Source organism: Actinacidiphila sp. bgisy167, from assembly GCF_965342175.1.
GTDB lineage: Bacteria > Actinomycetota > Actinomycetes > Streptomycetales > Streptomycetaceae > Actinacidiphila.
On the sequence record NZ_CBDRBL010000053.1, the window covers coordinates 23805 to 46770 of the forward strand.

General features: G+C 73.0%; 25 protein-coding genes. 11 read left to right on the forward strand and 14 right to left on the reverse strand.

Going from position 1 to position 22966, the window contains the following annotated elements:
* The first annotated feature begins 17 nt into the window (after positions 1 to 17).
* From ACRWND_RS20105 to ACRWND_RS20120, 4 genes are all read left to right on the forward strand, one after another.
* On the forward strand, positions 18 to 173 hold the full coding sequence (locus ACRWND_RS20105; protein ID WP_431951288.1) for a hypothetical protein: 156 nt from the start codon (positions 18 to 20) through the stop codon (positions 171 to 173).
* A 148-nt stretch (positions 174 to 321) separates the two neighbouring features.
* Complete coding sequence (mdlC, locus tag ACRWND_RS20110; RefSeq protein WP_431951290.1) at positions 322 to 1932, forward strand: benzoylformate decarboxylase; 1611 nt, start codon at positions 322 to 324, stop codon at positions 1930 to 1932.
* Between the two features lie 22 nt (positions 1933 to 1954).
* The gene (locus ACRWND_RS20115; RefSeq protein WP_431951292.1) at positions 1955 to 2695 is read left to right on the forward strand and encodes an SDR family oxidoreductase; all 741 of its coding nucleotides are present in this window, start codon (positions 1955 to 1957) and stop codon (positions 2693 to 2695) included.
* Positions 2696 to 2916: 221 nt separating this feature from the next.
* Positions 2917 to 3432 carry a CGNR zinc finger domain-containing protein gene (locus tag ACRWND_RS20120; RefSeq protein WP_431951294.1) on the forward strand — a complete coding sequence of 172 codons (516 nt, stop codon included), beginning with the start codon at positions 2917 to 2919 and terminating at the stop codon, positions 3430 to 3432.
* Between the two features lie 190 nt (positions 3433 to 3622).
* Here the strand turns inward: ACRWND_RS20120 and msrA are convergent, their stop codons facing one another.
* A complete protein-coding gene (gene msrA, locus ACRWND_RS20125; RefSeq protein WP_431951296.1) occupies positions 3623 to 4135 on the reverse strand; it encodes a peptide-methionine (S)-S-oxide reductase MsrA in 513 nt (170 codons plus the stop codon).
* Position 4136: 1 nt separating this feature from the next.
* Positions 4137 to 4604, reverse strand: a complete 468-nt coding sequence (gene msrB / locus ACRWND_RS20130) for a peptide-methionine (R)-S-oxide reductase MsrB (protein WP_431951298.1) — start codon at positions 4602 to 4604, stop codon at positions 4137 to 4139.
* A gap of 168 nt (positions 4605 to 4772) precedes the next feature.
* On the opposite strand from msrB, the gene ACRWND_RS20135 reads away from it, so the two are divergent.
* From ACRWND_RS20135 to ACRWND_RS20145, 3 genes are all read left to right on the forward strand, one after another.
* A complete protein-coding gene (locus ACRWND_RS20135) occupies positions 4773 to 5450 on the forward strand; it encodes an RNA polymerase sigma factor (protein WP_431951300.1) in 678 nt (225 codons plus the stop codon).
* The gene (locus ACRWND_RS20140) at positions 5447 to 5662 is read left to right on the forward strand and encodes a hypothetical protein (protein ID WP_431951302.1); all 216 of its coding nucleotides are present in this window, start codon (positions 5447 to 5449) and stop codon (positions 5660 to 5662) included. Before ACRWND_RS20135 ends, ACRWND_RS20140 begins: the two co-directional genes overlap by 4 nt.
* 413 nt (positions 5663 to 6075) lie before the next feature.
* Entirely contained in the window at positions 6076 to 6675 is a 600-nt protein-coding gene (locus ACRWND_RS20145; protein WP_431951304.1) for a GNAT family N-acetyltransferase, read from the forward strand.
* A gap of 120 nt (positions 6676 to 6795) precedes the next feature.
* Here the strand turns inward: ACRWND_RS20145 and ACRWND_RS20150 are convergent, their stop codons facing one another.
* On the reverse strand, positions 6796 to 7476 hold the full coding sequence (locus ACRWND_RS20150) for an LAETG motif-containing sortase-dependent surface protein (RefSeq protein ID WP_431951306.1): 681 nt from the start codon (positions 7474 to 7476) through the stop codon (positions 6796 to 6798).
* Positions 7477 to 7642: 166 nt separating this feature from the next.
* Between ACRWND_RS20150 and ACRWND_RS20155 the strand changes: the two genes are divergently transcribed.
* Positions 7643 to 8839, forward strand: coding sequence for a HEAT repeat domain-containing protein (locus ACRWND_RS20155; protein ID WP_431951308.1), 1197 nt, complete (start codon positions 7643 to 7645; stop codon positions 8837 to 8839).
* Here the strand turns inward: ACRWND_RS20155 and ACRWND_RS20160 are convergent.
* The 8 genes from ACRWND_RS20160 to ACRWND_RS20195 form a co-directional block, all read right to left on the reverse strand.
* Entirely contained in the window at positions 8818 to 9033 is a 216-nt protein-coding gene (locus ACRWND_RS20160; protein ID WP_431951310.1) for a VOC family protein, read from the reverse strand. The two genes, ACRWND_RS20155 and ACRWND_RS20160, sit on opposite strands and share 22 nt — an antisense overlap.
* Positions 9030 to 9329 carry a hypothetical protein gene (locus ACRWND_RS20165; protein WP_431951312.1) on the reverse strand — a complete coding sequence of 100 codons (300 nt, stop codon included), beginning with the start codon at positions 9327 to 9329 and terminating at the stop codon, positions 9030 to 9032. Before ACRWND_RS20165 ends, ACRWND_RS20160 begins: the two co-directional genes overlap by 4 nt.
* Positions 9330 to 9394: 65 nt before the next feature.
* Positions 9395 to 9568 carry a hypothetical protein gene (locus ACRWND_RS20170; RefSeq protein WP_431951314.1) on the reverse strand — a complete coding sequence of 58 codons (174 nt, stop codon included), beginning with the start codon at positions 9566 to 9568 and terminating at the stop codon, positions 9395 to 9397.
* Complete coding sequence (locus ACRWND_RS20175; protein ID WP_431951316.1) at positions 9565 to 9735, reverse strand: hypothetical protein; 171 nt, start codon at positions 9733 to 9735, stop codon at positions 9565 to 9567. Before ACRWND_RS20175 ends, ACRWND_RS20170 begins: the two co-directional genes overlap by 4 nt.
* A 34-nt stretch (positions 9736 to 9769) precedes the next feature.
* Positions 9770 to 10579, reverse strand: coding sequence for an ABC transporter ATP-binding protein (locus tag ACRWND_RS20180; RefSeq protein ID WP_431951318.1), 810 nt, complete (start codon positions 10577 to 10579; stop codon positions 9770 to 9772).
* Positions 10576 to 11715, reverse strand: a complete 1140-nt coding sequence (locus ACRWND_RS20185) for a FecCD family ABC transporter permease (protein WP_431951320.1) — start codon at positions 11713 to 11715, stop codon at positions 10576 to 10578. Before ACRWND_RS20185 ends, ACRWND_RS20180 begins: the two co-directional genes overlap by 4 nt.
* Positions 11712 to 12716, reverse strand: a complete 1005-nt coding sequence (locus tag ACRWND_RS20190) for a FecCD family ABC transporter permease (RefSeq protein ID WP_431951322.1) — start codon at positions 12714 to 12716, stop codon at positions 11712 to 11714. Before ACRWND_RS20190 ends, ACRWND_RS20185 begins: the two co-directional genes overlap by 4 nt.
* A gap of 144 nt (positions 12717 to 12860) precedes the next feature.
* Positions 12861 to 13919 (reverse strand): ABC transporter substrate-binding protein, encoded by a 1059-nt coding sequence (locus ACRWND_RS20195; protein ID WP_431951324.1) that lies wholly within the window; start codon positions 13917 to 13919, stop codon positions 12861 to 12863.
* A gap of 206 nt (positions 13920 to 14125) precedes the next feature.
* Here ACRWND_RS20195 and ACRWND_RS20200 point away from each other — a divergent pair, with 206 nt between their 5' ends.
* Genes ACRWND_RS20200 through ACRWND_RS20210 form a run of 3 tightly spaced genes read left to right on the forward strand, consistent with a single transcriptional unit; the run spans position 14126 to position 16859 of the window.
* Complete coding sequence (locus ACRWND_RS20200; RefSeq protein ID WP_431951326.1) at positions 14126 to 14575, forward strand: MarR family winged helix-turn-helix transcriptional regulator; 450 nt, start codon at positions 14126 to 14128, stop codon at positions 14573 to 14575.
* Positions 14572 to 16323: an MFS transporter gene (locus ACRWND_RS20205; RefSeq protein WP_431951328.1), complete on the forward strand. Its 1752-nt coding sequence runs from the start codon at positions 14572 to 14574 to the stop codon at positions 16321 to 16323. The genes ACRWND_RS20200 and ACRWND_RS20205 overlap by 4 nt, the downstream gene beginning before the upstream one ends.
* Positions 16299 to 16859 (forward strand): cysteine hydrolase family protein, encoded by a 561-nt coding sequence (locus tag ACRWND_RS20210; protein WP_431951330.1) that lies wholly within the window; start codon positions 16299 to 16301, stop codon positions 16857 to 16859. The genes ACRWND_RS20205 and ACRWND_RS20210 overlap by 25 nt, the downstream gene beginning before the upstream one ends.
* Here the strand turns inward: ACRWND_RS20210 and ACRWND_RS20215 are convergent.
* The 3 genes from ACRWND_RS20215 to ACRWND_RS20225 form a co-directional block, all read right to left on the reverse strand.
* Positions 16822 to 17442 (reverse strand): hypothetical protein, encoded by a 621-nt coding sequence (locus ACRWND_RS20215; protein WP_431951332.1) that lies wholly within the window; start codon positions 17440 to 17442, stop codon positions 16822 to 16824. The genes ACRWND_RS20210 and ACRWND_RS20215 overlap by 38 nt on opposite strands.
* 206 nt (positions 17443 to 17648) lie before the next feature.
* On the reverse strand, positions 17649 to 18236 hold the full coding sequence (locus ACRWND_RS20220) for an N-acetyltransferase family protein (RefSeq protein WP_431951334.1): 588 nt from the start codon (positions 18234 to 18236) through the stop codon (positions 17649 to 17651).
* A 103-nt stretch (positions 18237 to 18339) separates the two neighbouring features.
* Entirely contained in the window at positions 18340 to 22416 is a 4077-nt protein-coding gene (locus ACRWND_RS20225; RefSeq protein ID WP_431951336.1) for a discoidin domain-containing protein, read from the reverse strand.
* Between the last annotated feature and the right edge of the window lie 550 nt (positions 22417 to 22966).

A 22966-nucleotide genomic window follows, 5' to 3' on the forward strand; every position in this document is an offset into this window, starting at 1 on the left:
CGGCGCGGGAGAATGCGGTGATCGACGGCGTCGAGGTGCGCCGGCTGCGCTGGAACCCCCTGGGCTGGGCTTACCTCACCGCCTCGGACAGGGACGCCGGCGCCTCGCTGCGCCTGGCGCGCGAAGGGTGGCGGACCGCTGAGTCCGGGGGCACGCACCACCCGTTGGGATGATCGGACAGTGCGACATGTCCGATGTGCCGGGTGGGCGCGAGGGAAGCGTCTAGCGTCACGGAGACGGCGACGTGTGAGATCCCGCGACCGGTGGGCGCCGTCCGCTTCGGACCCGAACCCAACCCTGTCCACGGGAGCAGTGCGCACCATGAGCGAGCGGTCCACCGTCCACGACGTGACCTACGATCTGCTGCGGTCACTGCGGCTGACCACGGTCTTCGGCAACCCCGGATCGACCGAGGAGCCGTTCCTCCAGGACTTCCCCGACGACTTCACCTATGTGCTGGCTCTCCAGGAGGCCTCCGTCATCGCCATGGCGGACGCCTACGCCCAGACGACCCGCCGCCCGGCGCTGGTCAACGTGCACTCGTCGGCCGGCCTGGGGAACAGCGTCGGCAATCTGGTCGCCGCCTACCACGGACACACCCCGCTGATCGTCACCGCGGGCCAGCAGCACCGCGAACTGGTCATCGGCGAGCCCTATCTGGCCAACCGCGAGGCGACGACTCTGCCCAGGCCGTGGGTGAAGTGGTCGTACGAGCCCCTGCGGGCCGAGGACGTGCCCGAGGCCTTCATGCGCGCCTACGCCACGGCGCTGCAGCCGCCCGCGGGACCGGTGTTCCTCTCCGTCCCGCTCGACGACTGGAACCGGCCCCTGACCGGCCCCGCGGTCGTGCGCGGGGTCAGCACGGCGTACGCGCCGGACCCGGAGCGGCTGCGGGCCTTCGCCGCCCGCATCACGGCGAGCCGGCGACCGGCGCTGGTCTTCGGGCCCGAGGTGGACCGCGCCGGCGGGTGGCACGCCGCGGTGGCGCTCGCCGAGCGGTTGCGGTGCGCGGTCTACAGCCCCCCGCTCGCGGACCGCGCGTCCTTCCCCGAGGACCACCCGCTCCACCAGGGTGCGCTCGGCATGTCGGTGCGGGCCATCGGCGAACGGCTCACCGGCCACGACCTGGTCGTGGTCGTCGGGGCCGACGTCTTCCGGTACTACCCCCACGTCCCGGGCGAGATCCTGCCGCCCGGGACCGAACTGCTGCACCTCACGTGCGACCCGGCGGTCGCCGCGGCGGCCCGGGTCGGGGACAGCCTGCTGGGCGACACGCGGATGTCGCTCGAACTGCTCACCGAGGCGGTCGCGGACGGCGCCGACCGCGAGCCGCCCGAGCCCATGCCGCGCCACCGGAAGCCGGCGCCGACTCCGAGCGGCCCGCCGACGCCCGCCGAGGTCTACGCGGCACTCGCCGAGGTCCGCCCGGAGCACGCCGTGTTCGTCAACGAGTCCACCTCGACCATGGCCGAGCACGCCGCGTGGCTGCCCGCCGTGGAGCCCGAGTCGTTCTACGCCACGCCCAGCGGCGGCATCGGCTGGGCCCTGCCGGCGGCCGTGGGCGTCGCTCTCGGCGACCGGGACCGCGGGGTCAGGCGCCCGGTGGTGGCGCTGATCGGGGACGGCTCCTTCCAGTACTCGGTGCAGGGGCTGTGGACGGCCGTGCAGCAGGGGCTGCCCGTCGTCTACGTCGCGATGCGCAACGGCGAATACGCGATCCTGAAGTCCTTCGCCGACCTGGAGGAGACCCCGGGCGTGCCCGGGCTGGACCTGCCGGGTCTGGACATCGCCTCGGTCGCGCGGGGCTTCGGCTGCCGGGCGGCCGAGGTGACGAGCACCGCGGAGCTCGCACGGGAGTTCACGGCCGCTCTGGAGGCCGGGGTCGCCTCCGTCATCGTGGTGACCACCCGGCCGCAGAAGATCACCTTTTGACGAGCCGGGAAGGGACGCCGCGATGGATCTGGGATTCCGGGACCACGTCTACGTGCTGACCGGAGGCACCCGGGGACTCGGCCGTGCCGTCGCGGAGGTGCTGACCGCCGAGGGCGCCCGGGTGGTGGTCACCGGGCGCAGCGCCGCCTCGGTCGCCGAGGCGGCCCGGGACCTCGGCGGTGACGCCCGCGCCCTCGGCGTGGTCGCGGACAACGCCGAGCCGGGGTCCGCCGTCCAGGTCGTGGGGGCGGCGCTCCGGCACTTCGGCCGACTGGACGGCGCCCTCGTCAGCGTGGGCGGGCCGCCCGTGGGCACGGTGATGGAGGTCGACGACCAGGTGTGGCGGGACGTCTTCGAGACGACGTTCCTGGGCGCGGTGCGCATGGCCCGGGCCGCCGCGCGCGCGTTCACCGGCGCGGGTTCGATCGCCTTCGTCCTGTCGTCCTCGGTCCGCGAACCGATCCCCGGGCTGGCCCTCTCCAACGGCCTGCGGCCGGGGCTCGCCATGGTGGCCAAGACGCTCGCCGGCGAACTGGGCGGGTCGGGCACCAGGGTGAACGGGCTGCTGCCCGCGCACATCGACACCGAACGCGCCAGGGAAGTGGCCGCGCTGACCGGTGGCGGCAGCCCGGAGAACGCGCTGCGCCGCACGGGACGGCCCCTGGAGTTCGCGACGGCCGCGGCTTTCCTCCTCTCGCCGGCCGCGAGCTACCTCACCGGCGTGATGCTGCCCGTCGACGGCGGCCAGCTGCGTGCGCTGTGACCTCCCCGCCGACCGCGGCGCGGGGTGGGGTGCCCGATGATCCGGGCGTGGCCTGTGGGAAGGAAGCGGGTGCGGGCGGGGGCCGGGGCTCCGCGCCTCACACGGCCCCGCGCGGCGGCGCTCGACCTCGCCCGGGACCGCGGTCGCGCACTGCCGTCACGCGCGGGCGTAACCTGCCAAGGTGTGATGACAGGTTACCCAAGGGAGGGTGGGGTGCCGGCATGGCGGACGATACGGCGGACGACGATCTCCTGCTGGAGCTGCTCAACACGACCCCGGTCGCCGACGGGACCCAGGTGGACGAACTCGCCGACCCCGAGGCCGGCCGCCGCTGGCTGCGCGCCCACGGCGGCTCGGGAACGGCGCAGGAGCTACGCCACCTCCTGGAGGCGCGCGACGCGCTGCAGCGCGTCGTACGCGGGGACGGGCAGCCCGCCGACCTGCAGAAACTGTTGGCGGGGGTCGCCCGGACGCCGAGGGTGGCTCCGCACGGCATCGACTGGGTGCTGGAGGCACCCAGTGACCGCGTGCCCGCCGTCCGGGCCGTTACGGCCTGGGGTGTGCTCCAGGAGAGCAGGCCCGGACGCCTGCGGCCCTGCGCCAACGACGAGTGCCGGCTGTTCCTGCTCGACCGCAGCAAGGCCAACACCGCGCGATGGTGCTCCATGGCCGCCTGCGGCAACCGGATGAAGGCCCGGCGCCACCACCGGCGCGCCCGCGCCGCGGCCGCCGGCTGACATACCCCGGCTCACGTACCGCCGGCTCACGTACCCCGCCTGACGTACCCCGGCTCACGTACGCCAGCTGACGCGTGACGGCTGGAACACCTCGGCCGTCACGCGACGGCGGCCCGGGGCCGTGGACCCCTGGCCGCCGAGGGCCGCCGCACCGCCCGAGCCCGTCGCCAGGGCGGCGCGACCGGGCAGGTCAGCCCTTCGCGCGGACGGGCAGCCGCCAGTTCGGCCGCGGGAAGTGGCAGGTGTACCCCTCCGGGTAGCGCTCCAGGTAGTCCTGGTGCTCCGGCTCGGCCTCCCAGAACGGCCCGGCGGGCTCGACCTCGGTGACGACCTTGCCGGGCCACAGGCCCGAGGCGTCGACGTCGGCGATGGTGTCCTCCGCGACGTGCTTCTGCTCGTCGTCCACGTAGAAGATCGCCGAGCGGTAGCTCATGCCGATGTCGTTGCCCTGGCGGTTCCTCGTCGTCGGGTCGTGGATCTGGAAGAAGAACTCCAGCAGCGCCCGGTAGTCCGTCTTCTCGGGGTCGAAGAGGATCTCGATCGCCTCGGCGTGGGTGCCGTGGTTGCGATAGGTCGCGTTGGGCACGTCGCCGCCCGTGTAGCCGACGCGGGTCGCGACCACTCCGGGCTGCTTGCGGATCAGGTCCTGCATGCCCCAGAAGCAGCCGCCCGCGAGCACGGCCCTCTGTGTCTGTCCTGCCATGTCAATCCTCCGAATCGGTCCTGTCACCATTGTCGAACAACCCGAGGTAGGCCCCGTAACCTTCCCGCTCCAGGTCGTCGGCGTGGACGAAGCGCAGCGAGGCGGAATTGATGCAGTAGCGCAGGCCGCCGGTCTGCCGGGGGCCGTCGGGGAAGACGTGCCCCAGGTGGCTGTCGCCCACGGCCGAGCGGACCTCAGTGGCCGACAGCCCGTAGCCCGGGTCCGGCCGCTCCACGACGTGGGTCCGGTCCAGCGGCCGGGTGAAGCTCGGCCAGCCGCTGCGGCTGTCGTACTTGTCGACGGAGGCGAACAGCGGCTCCCCGGAGACCACGTCGACGTAGATCCCGGGCTCCTTGTTGTCCAGGTAGGCGCCCGTGAAGGGGCGCTCGGTGCCGTTCTCCTGTGTCACCCGGTACTGCTCCGGTGACAGTCGCGAGACGGCCTCCGGATTCCTGTGGTAGCCGGTCACGGTCCCTCCTTGCTCGCGGCTCTCTGTTTTCCGTACGCCCATTGGTGACGGGGGACGCGCGGGTCTTACCTCCCGTACACGGCCGGTTTCCCGGGGCCGGGGACCGGGCCGGTCGGGGCCGGCGCGGCCGTGGGGGTGGGGGCGGGGGGCCGCGTCTAGGATCGCTGCATGGGTCCCGCGGAGAACGACGGCCGGGCCGGCGAAGGCCGCCGGGGCGACCGGCCCATGGACGCGGAGTCCGCGCAGTGGGTTCGGGCGCTGTCGGCGGACGGCGAGGCGTACGAGGAGGCGGCCGCCCGGCTGCACGCGCTGCTGCTGCGGATCGCGTACGCGGAACTGCAGCGGCGCGGGTCGCGGCACGGCATCGCCGGGCCGGAGCTGGACGACATCGCCCACCAGGCCGCGGCTGACGCCGTGCTGTCGATCACGCGGAAGATCGGCGCTTTTCGCGGTGACAGCCGCTTCACGACCTGGGCCTACAAGTTCGTCGTGAACGAGGTGTCGAGCAAGCTCGGCCGGCACTTCTGGCGGACGGCCGGCGTGCGGCTCGACCCCGAGGCGTGGGAGCGGCTTCCGGACCGGCTCGGTGTCGATCCCGTGCGGCGGAGCGAGGCCCGGGAGCTCGTCGAGGCCCTGCGCGAGGCCGTGGAGGAGGAGCTCACCGAGCGCCAGCGCCGGGTGTTCACCGCGCTCGCGGTGAACGGCGTGGACGCCGACGCCCTCGCGGCCGAACTCGGGACGAACCGCAACGCGCTCTACAAGACGATGTTCGACGCGCGACGTAAGCTCCGCGCCCGGCTCGCCGCTCATGGACATCTGCCCCTGACGACAGCGAGGCGCTCATGAACGAATGGCAGGGCCTTGACGACCTCCTCAGCCCCGACCCGCTGGATCCCGGCTGCGACGGGGCGTTCGACCTGATGGACGTCTACCTGGAACTGTTCCTGGCCGACGCGGCGCCGGAGCGGCGCTATCCCGGGGTCGCGGCACATCTGCGCGGCTGCCCGGCCTGCGAGGAGGACTTCCGCGGGCTGCTGGCCGCGGTGACCGGGGGCTGACCGGGGGCCGGCCGGGGCGGGCCGGTGAGCGGCGGGCCCACGCGGCGCGCGGCCTCCCGCACGACGGCGCCCCGTCGCTGCACACGCGGAGCGAGCCGGGCCTGTGCGGACGCGGGGGCGTCGGCGGGGCCCGCCTCCCGGTAGAAGAGCCGGTGCCCCTCGACGTCGGCGTAGTGGTGGTGCACGTCAGGCACGCCTCACCCCATGGATCCGTATCGACGGTTACGTGCAAACGCAGGGAAGGTAACCTGTCGAATTTTTCATGGTGGTTAGTTCGGCGCCGTCGGGCGACGGTCCGGAGGTGGGCGGGAAGCGACGGTGGCCATCCGGTGTTGTTCGAGGCCACAGGGGACTTCGGGCACCCGCCCGGCGTAGGGCCGGCGACGGGCCCGCGACAGGGACGGAAGACGCAGATGACTGGTACCGGCGCGGCGCGGCGCGCGAGGGGCAACGAGGAGACCCGGATCGTCACCCCCCGGCTGGTACTGCGGCCGTGGCGCCCCGAGGACGCGGAGGCGGCGCTGACCGTCTACGGGACGGACGACGTGACGCGCTGGCTGGCCCCGGCGATGACCCGGCAGCCCGACGCGGCGTCCATGCGGGAGCTGCTGCGTTCCTGGGTGGAGGAATGCGACGCCCTGGAACGGCCGGCCGGACGCTGGGCGATCGAACTGCGCGAGACCGGCGAACTCGTCGGCGGAGCCGCCGTCCTGCCGCTCCCGCCGCACGGCGTCGACCTGGAGATGGGCATGCAACTGGCTCAGCCGTCGTGGGGCATGGGCCTGGCCGCCGAGGCCGGGCACGGCCTGGCGCGGTACGCCTTCGCCTCGGGCGTCGACGAACTCTTCGCTGTGGTCCGCCCGCGGAACGAGCGCGGGGTCGCGACCGCCCGCAGCGTCGGCATGGAATGGGTCGGGGAGACCGAGAAGTACTACGGCATGCGGCTGCAGGTGTACCGGCTGCGCAAGGGGGAGTTCGAGGCCTCCCACCGCATCGGGTCAGCGGCCTCCTGACGTGGGGCGTCCCCCTCTCCGGGGCGCGGCGCGAAAGCCGGGTGCCGGACCGTACGGAGCACGGTCCGGCACCCTTGGGTCATGCATGGCGCGTCACCGCGCCGCCGTCAGTGACCGGGGTCAGTGACGGGCAGCGGCGCGGCGCTTGCGGTTCGCGAAGAGCAGACCGCCGCCGGCGAGCAGCGCGACCGCCGCACCGCCCGCGAGGAGCGGGGTGGAGCTGGAGGCACCGGTCTCGGCGAGGTCGCCGGCCGGGGACTCGTCGGTGGAGGGGGTCGAGGCCACAGCGGTGGGGGCCACGCTGGCCGCCTCGCTCGGCGCCTCGCTGGCCGCCTCGCTCGGCGCCTCGCTCGGCGCCTGGCTGGGCGTCTCGCTGGGCGCGGGAGACTCGGTGTCGGCCTCCGACTGCGTGGGGGTGGGCGTCGGCGTGGCCTCGCCCGAGCCCTCGCAGACGGGGGCGGTCTTGTCGCCCTCGAACGAGTAGCGCTGGCCGTCGCCGGCCTTCACGCTGAGGTGCAGCTGCATCTCAGCGCTGTGGGCCGGCAGCTCGACGGTGTCCTTGAACGAGGCGTCGAAGGTCTCGGACAGCAGTACCTTGCCGTCGGCGGTGAGGGTCACCGTGTTCGTGACCTTCGCGTTGTACGCCGTCAGGTTGATGTCCACCGTGGAGCAGTCAGCGCTCCAGCGAGGCGTGTGGGCGGACGCCGGGGTGGCGCACAGGCCGAGGCCGATGACGCCGGTCGCGGCGGCCGCTATCAGGGTGCCGGGGCGGTGCCAGGCACGGCGGGGGGATACGGTCACTGGTTCTCCAGGCTGTTGCTGAATCAGATGCCAATGGCAGCCGCAATCTACTCTCCCGCTTCACATCGTCCACTGCCGCCCCACAGCTAACGCGGAAACGGGGGTGAAAGGCCGGATTCGCCTGATGCGCAGGGCCGTTGTCAGACCCATGCCGGAGACTGCGGCCATGTCCGCGAACGACGCCACCGCCGCCCTGCCCGAACCGGCCGCCTTGTTGCTGGAGACCGACTGGTCCGATCTCGCCCACGCCTACGGGCCCGCCGACGGCACACCTGACGACCTGCTCGGCCTCCTGCACGACGATCCGGAGGTGCAGGCGGAGTCGCTCGGCCGGCTGGAGATGTCCGTACTGCACCAAGGGTCGTTGTACTCCGCCACCCCACCGGCCGCGCTGTTCGTCGCGGGCATCCTGAGCGACCCCCGCACACTCGCCGTTCACGAGGGCTTCTTCCCCTGGGACGACCGGGTCGGGCCGCTGCGCGCCGCGCTACTGGAATGGCTGGGCGAACTCGCCGAGTCCGCGGCGTACGAGGACGAGGAGGAGGACGATGAGGACGACGGCGAGGAGTGGGCCGAGGAGATCGCGGCGACCGAGGCCTGCCGTGCCGTCCGCCCGCAGCTGTTCGACGCGGTCGCGCTCTGGCTGGACGACGCCGACGGCACCGTCAGGGAGGCGGCCCTCGGCGCGGTGACACATCTGCTCCGGGCACCCGAACTCGCCGACCGCTTACCGGCCGCGGCCGATCGCCTGGAGCGGATCGCCAGAGGCGGCGGCGACCGCCGCGAACGGGCGGGCGCCCTCCTGTCGCTCGGCGCCTGGGGCCATGACACGGTCGGCTTCCTGACGGACCCCGACCCGGCGGTACGCGCCTGCGCCGCCCTGGGCACCACCGGCCCCGGCGCCGTGCCGGCCCTGCTCGACGCGCTCGGCGACCCCGCGGCCGCCGACGCGTGGTTCGGCGAGCCGCTGCCCCAGTTCGACGGCTGGTTCCGGTTCACCCTGCTCCGCGGACTGCTCGACCGCGCCCAGGACTTCGAGCAAGTCCTCCCGGCCGCCCTCGCGCTGGTCCCGATGTGCAGCCAGTACACTGTCGACAGTGACTGGGGCCCGCTCCTCGCCTCCGCCTTCCCCCTCCCGTACGCCCCCGGCCGCCCCCTGACGGGCGCCCAGCGCGCCTTCCTGCAGGCCCTGTCCGACCAGGACGACTGCTGGGGGAACGTCGCCAACCGCGTCTCCTGGCTCCGGTCCGCGGGACTCCCCACGGAGCGCGACCCGCTGCGAGCCCTCCTCGTCGCCGCGCCGACCGTCACGGGCGGAGAGCGCCGGACGGTCGTCCCTGATCAGCCGCCGTCGCGCAGGTAGCTCGCGCGTCCGTCGTCGTCGAGGTCGAACGGCCCCTCGGGGACGACGCAGAACTCGTTCCCCTCAGGGTCGGCCATGACCAGGAACCCGCCCTCCGCGTACTCCCCGAGCACCTGCCCGCCCAGCGCCTCGATCCGCGCCCGCTGCGCGGCCGGATCGGGCGAGGCCACGTCGAAATGGACGCGGTTCTTCACGGACTTGGACCCGTCCGTCCGGGGATGCCCAGGCCCGGACCCTCGCCCCGCGCGAGCCAGACGTACGGGCCGATCCTCGCCACGACCTCCCGGCCCAGCAGCTCACCCCGAAACGCGGCCAGGCGCTCCGGATCCGCGGAGTCGAGGCCCGGACCCTCGCCCCGCGCGAGCCAGACGTACGGGCCGATCCTCGCCACGACCTCCCGGCCCAGCAGCTCACCCCGAAACGCGGCCAGGCGCTCCGGATCCGCGGAGTCGACGACGATGTCCTTGACGGTCAGACGGGTTCCGCTCATGACGCGATGCTGCCAGACAGCGCCGCGCCGGCGCCCGGCGGATCGTCGGCGGACGCGGTGCCGCCTCAGCTCCCTCCGAGGGGGAGCGACGCCGCGAACTCCGCCAGGGCGGCGGCCCGCGGCGGCATCCGGCGGGGGAGGAAACGCCGGTAGTGGTCGGCGACGAGGCGGCGTAGTTCAGCCTCGTCGGGTGGGGCGCCGCTGCGTTCGAGCGAGACACGGTGGGGCTCGCCCGTCATGCGGGGTGGGCGTGCGCGTCGAATCCGCAGGTGTACTCCTCCGGCAGTTCCCAGAAGTCCTCGGCGTGGGCGACGTCCTTCAGCACGTTCCTGTGGAAGTCGTCGTCGAAGACGATCACGGGGCCGACCGGTCCGGTGCGTTCACCCGGACAGTATGTCCGAGGCATGTGGCCTCCGCAGTGCCGTTCGGCGGGGGAGGGGTCACCCGGCGGCAGCGGGCTGCCAGGGCACCCCGGGGACGACGAGGGGGCTGCCCGTGACCGGGTCGGGGACGACGACCGACGACAGGCCGAAGACCTCGTGGACGAGTTCCGCCGTGACGACGTCGCGGGGTGCGCCCTGGGCGACGATCCGTCCGGCCTTCATGGCGATGAGGTGGTCGGCGTAGCGGGCCGCCTGGTTGAGGTCGTGGAGCACGGCGACGACCGTGCGCCCGCGCCGGTGGTTGAGGCGGCGGACCAGGTCCAGCACCTCCACCTGGTGGGCGATGTCGAGGTAGGTCGTCGGTTCGTCCAGCAGCAGCAGGTCCGTCTCCTGCGCGAGGGCCATGGCGATCCACACCCGCTGGCGCTGGCCGCCGGAGAGCTCGTCCACCGGCCGGTCCGCGAGGTCCGCGGTGCCGGTGTGCTCCAGGGCCTCGGCGACGGCGCGTTCGTCGGCCTCGGACCACTGCTGCCACCACCTCTGGTGCGGTTGGCGCCCGCGCGCCACGAGGTCGGCGACGGTGATGCCGTCCGGCGGGGTGGGGCTCTGCGGCAGTACGCCGACGGTCCGGGCGATCTGGCGGCCGGGCAGACGGGAGAGCTCTTCGCCGTCCAGCAGGACCGTGCCGGAGCGCGGCTTGAGGAGCCGGCCCAGCGCGCGCAGCAGCGTGGACTTGCCGCAGGCGTTGGGGCCGACGATGACGGTGACGCTGCCGTCGGGGATCTCCAGGTCCAGGCCGTCGACGACGGTGCGGTCCTCGTACGCCAGGGTCAGTTCCCGGGCGGCGAGTCGGCTGGTACGGCTCATGAGGTGGTGCCTCCGGAACGGCTGCGGGTGCGGGCGATCAGCCACATCAGGTACGGGGCGCCCACCGCTGCGGTGAGGACGCCGACGGGGAGCTCGACGGGGGAGAACAGGCGCCGGGCCAGCAGGTCGGCGACGACGACCACGAGCGCGCCGGTCAGCGCCGAGGACAGCAGCGGGACTTGCGCCGTACGGGTCAGCCGGCGCGCGATCTGGGGGGCGAGGAGGGCGACGAAGTCGATCGGTCCGGCGGCCCCGGTCGCCACGGACGCCAGGACGATGCCGAGCGCGGTCAGGCCGAGCCGGACGCGGTCCAGGCGGATGCCGAGGGCCACGGCGGTGTCGTCGTCGAAGGACACCCCGCGCTGGGCCCAGGCAGCCCACAGCACCGCGGGGATCGCCAGGAGCAGCACCGTAGCCAAAGGCGCGGCCTGGTCGTAGCCGCGGCTGTTGAGCGAGCCCGTCAGCCAGACCTTGGCCTGCTGTGCGACGAGGAAGTCGCCCTTGGTGAGGAAGAGCTGGGTCAGCGAGCCCAGGGCGACCGAGACGCCGATGCCGACGAGGACGAACCGCGAGGCGTGCAGCCCGCGGCGCCAGGCGAAGACGTAGACCACCAGCGCCGCGCCGAGCCCGCCGGCGATCGACACATACGGCAGGGTGGTGTGCGAGACGAGGCCGAAGCTCATCGCGGCGACCGTCGCGGCGCCCGCGCCATGGGTCACCCCGATGACGTCGGGGCTCGCGAGCGGGTTGCGCGCGACCGTCTGCACCAGCGCCCCGGCGATGCCGAAGGCGAGTCCGGCGAGCATCCCGACGACCAGTCGCGGCAGCCGCAGTGTGCCGACGACCAGTCGGTCGGGGCTGGGCCGGCCGAGGAGGACGTCGACGACCTCCACCGGGGAGACCAAGGACTCGCCGACGCAGAGGTAGACCACGACGGCTGCCGCCAGCAGCACGGCGAGGACGGCGGCGACCAGGACGGCCCGGCGGTGGAGCAGGAAGCTGCTCCCACCTCGGCGCAGCACGGTGTGGCCCGCCGGGCGCACGGACCGGGCGGCACTCCCGGCGGCCGTCGCGGCGGGGGGAACGGCGCCCTGACCCGTGGCCGGCGCGGTCCGCGTGCGACTCGTGCCGCTCATGCGGCGACCACCGTCCGGCGCCGGACCAGCGCGATGAGGAACGGCACGCCGAGCAGCGCGGTCATGACGGCCACCGGGACCTCCGAGGGCGGGAAGACGATACGGCCGAGCACGTCGGAGGCGAGGATCATCACCGGCCCGAGGAGGACGGCCACCGGCAGCACCCAGCGGTGCGCCGCGCCGACCAGGGCCCGGGCGATGTGCGGCACGGCCAGGCCCGTGAAGGCGATCGGGCCGACCGCGGCGACGGCGGCGCCGGTGAGCACGGTCGCCCCGACCGCGCCGAGGACGCGCAGCCGCGCCACGTTGTGGCCGAGGCCCTTGGCCGCGTCGTCGCCGAGCGCCAGCGCGTCCAGGCCCCGCGCCATGGCCGCGACGAGCAGCAGGCCGGCCGCGACGAACGGCCAGATCTGGCCGATGACGTCGCTGCCGCGGCCGCTGATGGAACCGACCTGCCAGAAGCGGAACTCGTCCAGCGCGTGGGCGTCGGTGGTGACGATCCCGGAGACCACGGAGGCGAGGAAGGCGTTCATGGCCGCGCCCGCGAGCGCCAGCTTCACGGGAGAGGCGCCGCGGTAGCCGCCCGCCGCGACGGCGTAGACGGCGACGGCGGCGACCGCCGCGCCCACGAAGGCGAACCAGACGTACCCGGTGAGCGTGTGCACGCCCAGGAACGCGATCGCGCACACCACGCCGACGGAGGCGCCCTGGCTGACGCCGAGGATGCCGGGTTCGGCGATCGGGTTGCGGGTGATGCCCTGCATCACCGTCCCGGCGACGGCGAGGGCGGCGCCGGCCAGCACCCCGATGACGGTGCGCGGTACGCGCAGCGCCCGCACCACCTGGGCGTCGTCACTGGTGCCGCCGTGCAGCAGGGCCTGGACCACCTCGCCGGGGGCGATCTGGCGGCTGCCGACGGCCAGGCTCAGCAGGACGGCGATCAGCAGCATCACCGCGCACCCCACCAGCCAGGCGATACGGCGACGGGTCGATCGCGCCATGCGCCGCGCTCACTCTCTCTTTCCGGGTCGCGTGTCGTGTCCGGTCGTGTGCCGGTCTCGTGCCGGGTGTCGTACGGGCGCCGGACGCCGGCGGGCACGGCGGCCCGCCGGCGCCCGGCACTCGGCACTCGGCGCCTCACCGGCTCAGGCGGTGAGGTACTTCTCCAGGTCGTCGAGGACCGCGTTGGCCGCGGTGACCCCGAGCCCGAGGTACCAGGTCTCGTCCGGCACGTCGAAGGCGTGCCCGTCCTTGACCGCCTTCAGGTTCTTCCACAGCGGGTTCCCCTGGGCCTTGGACTTGTCGGTGGCCTTCGGGTCACCGTAGACGCCGGTGAAGATGTAGTCCGCGTCGGCCTGGTCGATGTTCTCCGAGCTGATCTCCGCGGCAAGGTCGTCGATGTCCTGGTTCTTCGGCCGCGGGATGCCGACGTCCTTGAGGATGGTGCCGATGAAGGAGTTGTTCGCGTAGAGGCGGATCTTGCCCTCGGGCATGAAGCGCACCATCGAGACGGTCGGCTTGCGGTCGCCCAGCTTGACGCCGAGGTCCTTCGCCTTCCTCTCGTACGCGGCCAGGTTCGCCTCGGCCTGCGCGGTCTTGTCCAGCGCGGCGGCGTTGAGGAGGTAGTTCTGCTTCCACGTGAAGCCGGGGCGGATGGAGAAGACGGTCGGCGCGATCTGCGACAGCTCGTCGTAGGAGTCGGCGGCGCGCAGCTGGCTGCCCAGGATCAGGTCCGGCTTGAGCGCGGCGATCGCCTCGAGGTTGAGGCTGTTGATCGTGCCGATGTTCGCGGGATCCCCGGCCTCGCCCTTGAGGTAGGAGGGGAGTTCCGGCGAGCCCTCGGTGGGTGCGAGGCCGACCGGCTTGATGCCGAGCGAGACGACGTTGTCGAGCTCGCCCACGTCCAGGACGACGACGCGCTTCGGCTGCGCCTTGAGGACGGTGGTCCCCATGGCGTGCGTGACGGTGCGGGGCCACTCGCCGGGCTTGGCGGTGGTGCCCATGGCCGCGGTCTTCTCCGCGGCGTCGGCGAAGTCCTTGCCGCCCTTGGCGACGGACTTGGAGTCCTTGGACCCCCCCGCGGCGGCGGAGGCGGCCGCGCCGGCTTCCTTCCCGTCGCCGCCGGACCCGCCGCAGGCCGCGAGCGACAGCGCGGCGGCTATGACGACGGCGACGGCGGCTGTGCCGCGGCGGCGAAGAGACATGCGCAGACTCCTGTACGTGGTTCGCCTTTGAAGTATTAGGCGAGCCTAACCTTATGCGCTGCCCACGGGCCCCGCGCAAGCGGGGTCCCCGCACGCTCCCGCCGGGGGATGGCGGCTCGGTGCGGCGCGCCGCGGGGCGCATCCTTGGCCTGGTCTTGACCAGAGCTGGATCGTTACATCGGATTGATCAACCTACTGTTATCACCATGGACGAGAAGGCACTCGGGGCCGGTGCCCCGACCGAGGCGGCGGCCGCCTTGTGGCTGAGTGTGGGGCGGATCGCGCGGCGGCTGCGCCAGGCGCACACCGTGGGGGACGTCACCCTGTCGGAAGTGTCGGTGATCGCCCGGCTCGACGGGGACGGCCCGGACTCGCCGGGGTCGCTGGCCGAACTGGAGCGGGTGCGCCCGCAGGCCATGGCGACGACGCTGGCCGGTCTCGAGGAACGCGGGCTGGTGAGCCGCAGCCCGGACGCCGCCGACCGGCGGCGCGTGGTGATGACGGTCACGGAGGCGGGCCGGAAGGTCCTCGCGGACCGGCGCTCGGAGTCGGTGCGGCGGCTGGCCGCGGTGCTGGACGGGCGGTTCACCGCCGAGGAGCGGCGGCAGCTCGTCGACGCGCTGCCGCTGCTCGACCGGCTGGCGGAGCAGCTGTGACCGCCGTGCCGGTCGACGACAGCGGCCGCTACAAGTGGGTGGCGCTGTCCAACACGACGCTCGGAGTGCTGATCGCGACCATCGACGCCTCGATAGTGATCATCTCCCTGCCGGCCATCTTCCGGGGCATCGGCCTCGACCCTCTCGCGCCCGGCAACATCGGCTACCTGCTCTGGATGATCCTCGGCTACCTGCTGGTCTCCGCCGTGCTGGTGGTCGTGCTCGGCCGGCTCGGCGACATGTTCGGCCGGGTCCGCATGTACAACATGGGGTTCGCGATCTTCGCCTGCGCGTCGCTCGCGCTCTCCCTCGACCCGCTGCGGGGCGGCGGCGGCGCCCTGTGGCTGATCGGCTTCCGCATCGTGCAGGCGGTCGGCGGGTCGATGCTCACGGCGAACTCGGCGGCCATCCTGACCGACGCCTTCCCCGCCCGGCAGCGCGGCATGGCGCTGGGCGTCAATCAGATCACCGCGCTCGCGGGCCAGTTCCTCGGGCTGATCGCCGGCGGGCTGCTGGCCACCGTCGACTGGCGCGCGGTGTTCTGGGTGAGCGTGCCCATAGGCGTCGTCGGCACCGTCTGGTCGTACCGCAGTCTGCGGGAGACCGGTGCGCGCAAACCGGGACGCGTGGACTGGGTCGGCAACCTCACCTTCACCGCCGGGGCCGGGGGCCTGCTCGCCGCCATCACCTACGGCATCCAGCCCTACGGGGGCCATCCCACAGGCTGGACCAACCCCTGGGTGCTCGGCGGCCTCGCGGCGGGAGTGCTGCTGCTCGTGGCGTTCTGCGTCGCCCAGACCCGGGTCGCGGAACCGATGTTCCAGCTCGGGCTGTTCCGCATCAGGGCGTTCGCCGCCGGCAATCTCGCGGCGCTGCTCACTGCGATCGCCCGTGGCGGCCTGCAGTTCACCCTCATCATCTGGCTGCAGGGCATCTGGCTGCCGCTGCGCGGCTACGACTTCGAGCAGACGCCGCTGTGGGCGGGCATCTTCATGCTGCCGCTGACCGTCGGCTTCCTGGTGGCGGGGCCGGTGTCCGGAACCCTGTCGGACCGCTTCGGCGCCAGGCTGTTCTCCACCACCGGACTCGTCCTCGTCGCCGCCTCGTTCGTGGGCCTGCTCGCGCTCCCCGTCGACTTCCCCTACCCCGCCTTCGCGGCCCTGCTGCTGGTGAGCGGCATCGGGCAGGGCATGTTCTCGGCCCCCAACACCTCGGCCATCATGGGCAGTGTCGCGCCGGACCAGCGCGGCGTCGCCTCCGGCATGCGCTCCACCTTCCAGAACTCCGGGACGGCGCTCTCCATCGGCCTGTGCTTCTCGCTGATGATCGCCGGACTTGCCGGGTCGCTGCCGCGGACCCTGGCGAGCGGGCTGCAGGCCAACGGCGTGCCCGCCGGCACCGCCGAGCAGGTCGCCGGACTGCCGCCGGTGAGCACCCTGTTCGCCACCTTCCTCGGCGACAACCCCATCGGCCACCTCCTCGGACCCAGCGGGGTCCTGACCACCCTGCCCGAGCACCAGGTCCACATCCTGACCGGCACGGCGTTCTTCCCCGCCCTCGTCGCAGGCCCCTTCCACCACGGACTCGTCACCGTCTTCGGCGCGGCCGCCGTCATGGCCCTGGTCGCCGCGCTCGCCTCGGCGCTGCGCGGCCGCCGGCCCGGCGGCGCGAGCGACCCGAACGGCGGCGACACCCCGAACGGCACGAGCAAAGGACAGCAAGAATGGCGAACAGCGCAATCCTCGTGATGGACGTCCAGCGCGGGATCACCGATCGCTTCACCGGGGACGACGGCTACCTGCCCCGATTGCGGGACGCGGTGGCCGCCGCGCGCACCGCGGGCATCCCCGTCCTGTACGTCGTCATCGGGTTCCGCGCCGGACATCCCGAGATCAGCCCCCGAAACAAGGGCTTCAGCGCCCTCGCGCAGGCGGGCGGCTTCGCCGCGGGCGACCCGGGCGCCGAGATCCACCCCGAGGTGGCGCCGGAGCCCGGCGATGTCGTCGTCACCAAGAAGCGCGTCAGCGCCTTCGCGGGCAGCGACCTCGAGATGGTCCTGCGGGCGCGGGGCATCGACAGCCTCGTGCTGACCGGCATAGCCACCTCCGGCGTGGTGCTCTCCACGCTGCGCCAGGCGGCCGACCTCGACTACGGCCTGACCGTCCTGTCCGACGGATGCCTGGACTCCGATCCCGAGGTGCACCGCGTGCTCACGGAAAAGGTGTTCCCGCGGCAGGCGGAGGTCGTCACCGTGAAGGAATGGGGCACGTCGCTCGCGAACTGACTCCAGTGGACGGCTCCCCGTGCCCACCGAGGGCGCGGGCGAGCCGTTCCCCCTGTGCGGGGGTCACGCCGAGGCCAGGCAACGGCACATCTCCAGGCCCCTCGTGGCCCTCCGGGGGACGGGGAGCGCCGCCGCTGAGCGGCGAGCCCCACGCCGGGTCGTGCCAGACCTCGTCCGCCGTCCCGTGGACCAGGCACCGGGCCGCGAGCGCCACCGTCTCCTCCGGCGCCCCGACCGCCCGGAGCGCACCGGCGATCCGGGGCACGGCCTGCCGCGCGTGCCGCTGGCCGTCGTCGAGCAGGGGCAGCAGGAGCAGCAGTCGGACGTCAGGGTCCGACAGGCCCTCGTCCGGCCCGGCATCCGGCCCCGTCTCGGCGACGTGCAGCAGCCGGCGCCAGCCGAGACCGGGGCCGCGGCGCTCGCCGTCGTACGAGAGCAGGGTCTCGGCACGGGCCCAGCCGGGATGGGTGAGCAGGAAGTCCAGCCCGGCATCATCGGCGAAGTTGCGGAAGACCACGACGACGCCGTGCCCGTCCCCGAAAGGCACCCGGAGGACCGGCCAGGACCCCTCCTCGTACAGCACCTCGGGGAGGGCGTCGGCGTCGGCGCCGTCGTCCCCGAACCACTCCGGCGCGGGACGCTCGCCGTCCGGCCCGGCCGCGCACCACTCCAGGAGGCGGTTCGCCCAGAAGCCGGGTCGGGCCGCCAGCGGCTCACCGGCCGTCAGCGGCCCGCCCTCTACCGGTAACCCTTGATCAGCACGCCGCAGACAATGCCACGCGGCGCGCGTCAGACCTGCGGCAGGGACGCGCCCGACGACGCGGCGGCGGACGCGGCGGACGCGGCGGTCGCACGGTCGCGCAGGTCGAGCCGGAGCCGCAGGAAGTCGATGCCACCCGGGCCGGGGCGGCGGTGGCCGTCCGGGACCCAGCCGCGGAGCGTGTAGAAGGCGAGAGCACGGGTGTTGTGCTCCCAGGCGTCCAACAGCCCCGTCCCCAAGGCCGACTCCTGAAGGAATCGGATGAACTCCGCGTGCAACCGCCCCCCGACCCCGCGGCCCCAGCGGTCCGGGCGCACATGGATCCGGTGCAGCTGACCGCACGCCGGCGCAGCCTGTGCGCCTTCCTTCGGCGGCCCCATGGCCGCCACACCGACCACCTCGGTGTCCTCGACGGCGCACAGCACCGTCATCGCGCTGGACTGGACGGCGTGCGCCCAGAACGCGCGGCGGCGCGCCCACCCGTCGGGACTGTCGATCTCGGAGCCGGGCAGGCCGCCCGCCTGGTAGTACGCGGCACGCGCCTGCGTGTGCACGTCCACGATGGCCGCCAGGTCGCCGAACCGCGCCGGGCGCATCAGGGAGGGAGAAGTCGTCACCTCCTGTCAGACGTCCGCGCTGGGGGACGGGTTCCCGGCACGCCGAACCGGTGTGGGGGCCACCCGGCGGACGGCCCCCACACCTCCATGCCCGCGCGACCGGTTACGGCTTCACGGCGACCTGCGGCACGTTGTACCCGTCGACCCGCAGCGTCGGCCGCTTGGAGGACAGGGCCCCCGCGGGCCAGGACAACGTGACCGTGCGGCTCTCACCCGGCAGCAGCCACAGGTAGTTGTCGCTGTACAGGGTGGGCAGCACCCGGTCGCCGGTACGGGAGTCCAGCAGGGAGAGCCGGACCAGGGCGGCCACCGAGGACCCGCGGTTGCTCAGCCGAGCCGTCAGCCCGTGGCGGTCGCCCGTGAGGTCGGTGTCCGTGACCTCGGCGGAGACCCGGGTCCGGGCTGCCTTGTTGAGCTCCTGCATGTGTTCGGGCTTGCGGTAGCGCCAATAGATGTTCTCGGACAGCACCTCGCCGCTACGGTACGTCAGGCGCAGCCGCAGCAGGTGGAAGTCCGGCAGGTCGTCCGTCCAGGCCACCGTGAGGGCGTCGGCCTTCGCCGACGCCGCCACGTCCACCGCCGCGTGCCGCTCCGCGGACAGCGGACGGCCGGTCAGGTCGTACAGGCGCGCGGACACCTGCGCGCCCTTCAGGGCCCGGGGCGTGTGGTTGACCGCCACGACCCTCCCGCTGACGGGGTCGGCCTGCACGTGGACGGGCTCGGAGGCCTTGCGGACCCCGTAGTAGGCGCCGTTGACGTCGAAGTCGTAGTCGTAGGTCTGCCACACGGTGCTGTACCAGGCGGGGTGCGACATCCACAGCATCAGACCGGAGGCGTCCTCCCACAGCCGGCCGTTCCAGGCCTCGAACATGGCGCGGAAGTTCTCGTAGTTGACGAACTGCGCCTTGCGGCAGAAGTCCTCCAGGTCCTTCGCGGTGCCGAGCCGGGCCTCGATGGCCGCACGGTAGTTCTGCGGCGCCTGGTTGCCGCGGGTGCTCCAGTCGTGGTGGTACCAGACGCCGCCGACCGGCCACGCGGGCTCCTCGCCCGCCATGCGCCGCATGGTCTCGGCGGTCGACACGACGGGCATGCCGATCTCGGTGTGGAAGCCGAAGACGCCGCCGCCGTAGGTGGAGGCGGAGTAGTACCGCTCGGGCTCGACCCAGCCGTACGGGCCGCCGCCCGAGACGATGCCGCCGGCCGAGTTGTTCTGGTAGAGCAGGGCGGGCGCCTCCGCGCGCACCGCGGCGCGCATCCCGTCGTCGACCGGACCCGGAGGGTTGCCCTCGTTGGCGCCGCACCACACCACGACGCTGGGGTGGATGCGGTAGCGCCGCACGGTGTCCTGCGCCAGGTCGAGGAAGGCCTGGCGGTTCGGCGGGTCCATCGCCCAGGCGTTGGGGAAGTCGTTCCACACCAGCAGGCCGTGCTTGTCGCAACTGGCGTAGAACTCCTCGCGGTTGCTGCTGGCGACCCAGTTGCGGATCATCGTGAAGTTCATGTCGCGGTGCATGCGCACGGCCGCGTCCATACGCTCCGCGGGCATGCGGCGCAGCAGCTCGTCCCAGCCCCAGTTGCCGCCGCGGGCGAAGACGCGGACGCCGTTGACGCTGATCTTCAGCGGCACGGTGGAGTTGTCGACGGACTTCACGTCCGTCCACTGCTCTCCGTCGTCGGAGACCTGGACGGTGAAGGTCTTGGCGTACGCCTGCTCCCAGGTGATGGCGACGCGGTCGAAGCGCACCGGGGCGCCCAGGTCCACCCGGATCCACTGCTCGTCCTCGTACGTGGAGGACCAGCGGGTGCCCGGCTTGCCGTCCACCGCGTTGGCCGGCTCACTGCCCTCGCCCTCGAAGGACGATGCGGTGGCCTCCTTGCGCAGCGCGAGGTCGACGCCCGGCGTGCCGCTGTCGACCACCGACAGGCCCCACATGGACGAGCCCCAGCTGGTCGCCCGCGTGTGGCACAGGATCCGCACGTGGCGCGCCGTGGTGGCGGAGAAGTCGACGTTCTGCAGGCTCGCCGAGCCCCCGGTCTGGAAGGGCAGGGGGACGGCGGAGTTGTCCACGGAGGCGACGTCGGTCCAGTCCTCGCCGTCGTCGGAGACCTGGATGGTGTACGTCTCGGCGTATGCCTGCTCCCAGGTGACGACGACGCGGTCGAAGGACACCGCGGAGCCCAGGTCCACCCGGATGAACTGGTCGTCCTTGAACTCCGACGACCACCGCGTGTCCGGGTTCCCGTCCGTGGCGTTGCCCGGCTGGTTGGCGGGGTCGTCGGTCGAGGAGGCGTAGGCGTCCTTGTGCAGGGCCAGGTCGACGCCGGGCGCGGAGCTGTCGGCCACCGTCAGGCTCCACATGGACGAGCCCCAGTCGGTCGCCCGCGTGTGGCACAGGATCCGCACGTGACGGGCGGTCGTGCGGGCGAACGTCACCGTCTGTGCGTACGCGTCGGAGCCCGACTGGAACGTCAGGGGGACGTCGTACTCGTAGCCGAACTGGCGCATGCCGAAGCGTGTGGTACGCCGGTCGCTCTCCTGCCCGGACACGGAAACGGTGAGGGTGAGCCGGTGCAGTTCCGGCTCGCCGTAGCCGTTGGGCCACCACAGCTTCGGGTCGCGCACCCGCAGCTTCGGGTGCGAGGCCGGGTCGAAGACGACGTCCACGCTTCCGCCCCCGGGCACGCTGACCGTCCGCTGCACGCGCACGTCGTCGAACGCGGCGGTGACGGTGACGGACCTGGCCTCGCTTGCGGCGTTGCGGACCGGGACGACGAGGGTGACCTCGGCGGTGCCGGTGTCGGGCAGGTCGGGCAGCACGGTGTCGACGCGGGGGTCGCCGAGGACGGCGTCACCGGTCGAGCGCAGCCGGACGTGGTTCCAGATGCCGGCGGCACGGTCGCGCACGGCGGGCATCCAGTCCCAGCCGGAGGAGGCCAGGTAGGTGGGCGAGTTGCGGTTCATCATGTTCGCGCCGGCGTCGACGAAGGCGAGCCCGGCAGGGCCCTTGTCGGTGGGGCTGCCGGGGAACGGCATGGGGCTGATCTTCACCGCGAGGGCCTGCGGGCCATCGGCGGTCAGCAGCTCCGTCACGTCGTAGGCGGCGCGCGCGAAGGGGAAGGTGAGGGTGCCGACCTGCTTGCCGTTGAGCCAGATGTCGGCCTCGTGGTTGACCCCGTCGAATTCCAGCCAGACGCGCCGGCCGGCCCCGGTGCGCAGGCCCTTGGGCAGGCGGAACTCGCGGCGGTACCACCAGGAGTGGCGGGAGAGCGCCTCGGGGATGTGCAGGTTGGCGAAGCCTGCGACCGGGTCGGGTAGGTGCCCCTCGGCCACGAGGGAGGAGAGCACGGTACCGGGCACCACGGCCGGCAGCCAGGCGCTGGTGTCCACGGACGGCGCCGACAGCTCCGCGGCGCTGCCTCCCGCCCAGTCGTCCATGGTCAGGTCCCAGCCGGACTCCAGCGGCACCGTACCGTCGTCGGCGACCTCGAGGGCCGGGGGCGTGCGGTGGTGGGTGCCCCAGTCGGTCCAGCCGGTGGCCTCGGGCCGGTGGCCGGGCGCGGTGCCGTACACCTGGAAGCCGTTGAGGCCCAGTGGGTTGGCGTTGGAGCGCTTGGTGACGGTCATCCGCACATGCCGGGCGGTGACGGGCTTCGGCAAGGCGATCTCCACGACCCCGCCCTTGCCGTCGTCGGTGCGGTGCACGACGGTCCACGACTGCCCGTCACGGGAGGTCTCGATGACGAAGGCGACCGCGCAACTGGACAGGATCTCCTGGCCGGTGGTGTTGTCACGCGGACTGCCGCTGGTCGAGGGGGTGAACGGCGGGTCGTCGGCGGTCGCCTCGAAGACGAGGCGCACGGACTCCACCTCGCACAGCGCCTGGAGGTCGACGGCTATCCACTGGGGGTCGCCGGCCGCTGCGCGCCAGCCGGAGCCCCGCACGCCGACCTGGTCGAGGCTGTCGACGGCGAACTCGGCGGGGGTGGGGGCGTAGTCGGTGGAGGACACCGTGACCGGGCGGTACGCGGCGAGCTCGCCGCGGGCGCCGCCCGGCTTCGAGGTCAGGGTGTGCGCCGCGGCGGCGGACGGGAAGGCCATGCCGAGCCCGAACCCCGCGAGCAGGGTGGAACCGGTGGTGAGTACGGCACGTCGGGAGGGCTGAGGGGACTGGTCCGGCATGGACAACGGCTCCGTTCAGGGATGTTCAACGAGGAGGCGGCCTGGCATCATCGAGGGGATGACAACGTTGCCATCGCGATGACAACGTTGCCGAACATGCACCTACCGGGAGGAGCCTGTCAAGGTCTTGCACTCGCCGCGTTTCGTGATTTCCACGAAAGAGCCCCACATGCCGACGTCCGGCCGGGCGTGTCCCCGGGCTGGTCTCCCCGGCCTTCGACGCCTACGGGAAGGACGAGTTCACACGGGCGGCGCCGAGTCCGCGGACGAGGGCCGTGTCCGCGCCGCTGCTCGCGCGTCCGCGCCACCGCGCACGTCGGGAACGGGAACGCAGCCGAGAAAGGATCCCGGCCGGTCGACGGACGGTTCGGACGCGGGCCGCGCGGCTTCGGGGAGCCGGCCGGGGCCGGCGCGCTACCCGGAAGCGGGGCGCCCGCGTCGGAGGGGCGGGCCGGTGAGGTGGACCGGAAGCGCCGCGTGGCGACTGGTGCGCGGTATGACGCGCGCGCGGACGTCCGCGCGCGGGGGGGGGGGGGGAAAAGAGAAAACA

What these genes read in the sequence shown, in the direction of transcription:
- mdlC (WP_431951290.1), top strand. Translation starts at nt 322, where the DNA reads ATGAGCGAGCGGTCCACCGTCCACGACGTGACCTACGATCTGCTGCGG.
- ACRWND_RS20115 (WP_431951292.1), top strand. Translation starts at nt 1,955, where the DNA reads ATGGATCTGGGATTCCGGGACCACGTCTACGTGCTGACCGGAGGCACC.
- ACRWND_RS20120 (WP_431951294.1), top strand. Translation starts at nt 2,917, where the DNA reads ATGGCGGACGATACGGCGGACGACGATCTCCTGCTGGAGCTGCTCAAC.
- msrA (WP_431951296.1), bottom strand. Translation starts at nt 4,135, where the DNA reads ATGGCAGGACAGACACAGAGGGCCGTGCTCGCGGGCGGCTGCTTCTGG.
- ACRWND_RS20135 (WP_431951300.1), top strand. Translation starts at nt 4,773, where the DNA reads ATGGGTCCCGCGGAGAACGACGGCCGGGCCGGCGAAGGCCGCCGGGGC.
- ACRWND_RS20140 (WP_431951302.1), top strand. Translation starts at nt 5,447, where the DNA reads ATGAACGAATGGCAGGGCCTTGACGACCTCCTCAGCCCCGACCCGCTG.
- ACRWND_RS20145 (WP_431951304.1), top strand. Translation starts at nt 6,076, where the DNA reads ATGACTGGTACCGGCGCGGCGCGGCGCGCGAGGGGCAACGAGGAGACC.
- ACRWND_RS20155 (WP_431951308.1), top strand. Translation starts at nt 7,643, where the DNA reads ATGTCCGCGAACGACGCCACCGCCGCCCTGCCCGAACCGGCCGCCTTG.
- ACRWND_RS20165 (WP_431951312.1), bottom strand. Translation starts at nt 9,329, where the DNA reads ATGAGCGGAACCCGTCTGACCGTCAAGGACATCGTCGTCGACTCCGCG.
- ACRWND_RS20170 (WP_431951314.1), bottom strand. Translation starts at nt 9,568, where the DNA reads ATGACGGGCGAGCCCCACCGTGTCTCGCTCGAACGCAGCGGCGCCCCA.
- ACRWND_RS20175 (WP_431951316.1), bottom strand. Translation starts at nt 9,735, where the DNA reads ATGCCTCGGACATACTGTCCGGGTGAACGCACCGGACCGGTCGGCCCC.
- ACRWND_RS20180 (WP_431951318.1), bottom strand. Translation starts at nt 10,579, where the DNA reads ATGAGCCGTACCAGCCGACTCGCCGCCCGGGAACTGACCCTGGCGTAC.
- ACRWND_RS20185 (WP_431951320.1), bottom strand. Translation starts at nt 11,715, where the DNA reads ATGAGCGGCACGAGTCGCACGCGGACCGCGCCGGCCACGGGTCAGGGC.
- ACRWND_RS20190 (WP_431951322.1), bottom strand. Translation starts at nt 12,716, where the DNA reads ATGGCGCGATCGACCCGTCGCCGTATCGCCTGGCTGGTGGGGTGCGCG.
- ACRWND_RS20195 (WP_431951324.1), bottom strand. Translation starts at nt 13,919, where the DNA reads ATGTCTCTTCGCCGCCGCGGCACAGCCGCCGTCGCCGTCGTCATAGCC.
- ACRWND_RS20200 (WP_431951326.1), top strand. Translation starts at nt 14,126, where the DNA reads ATGGACGAGAAGGCACTCGGGGCCGGTGCCCCGACCGAGGCGGCGGCC.
- ACRWND_RS20210 (WP_431951330.1), top strand. Translation starts at nt 16,299, where the DNA reads ATGGCGAACAGCGCAATCCTCGTGATGGACGTCCAGCGCGGGATCACC.
- ACRWND_RS20225 (WP_431951336.1), bottom strand. Translation starts at nt 22,416, where the DNA reads ATGCCGGACCAGTCCCCTCAGCCCTCCCGACGTGCCGTACTCACCACC.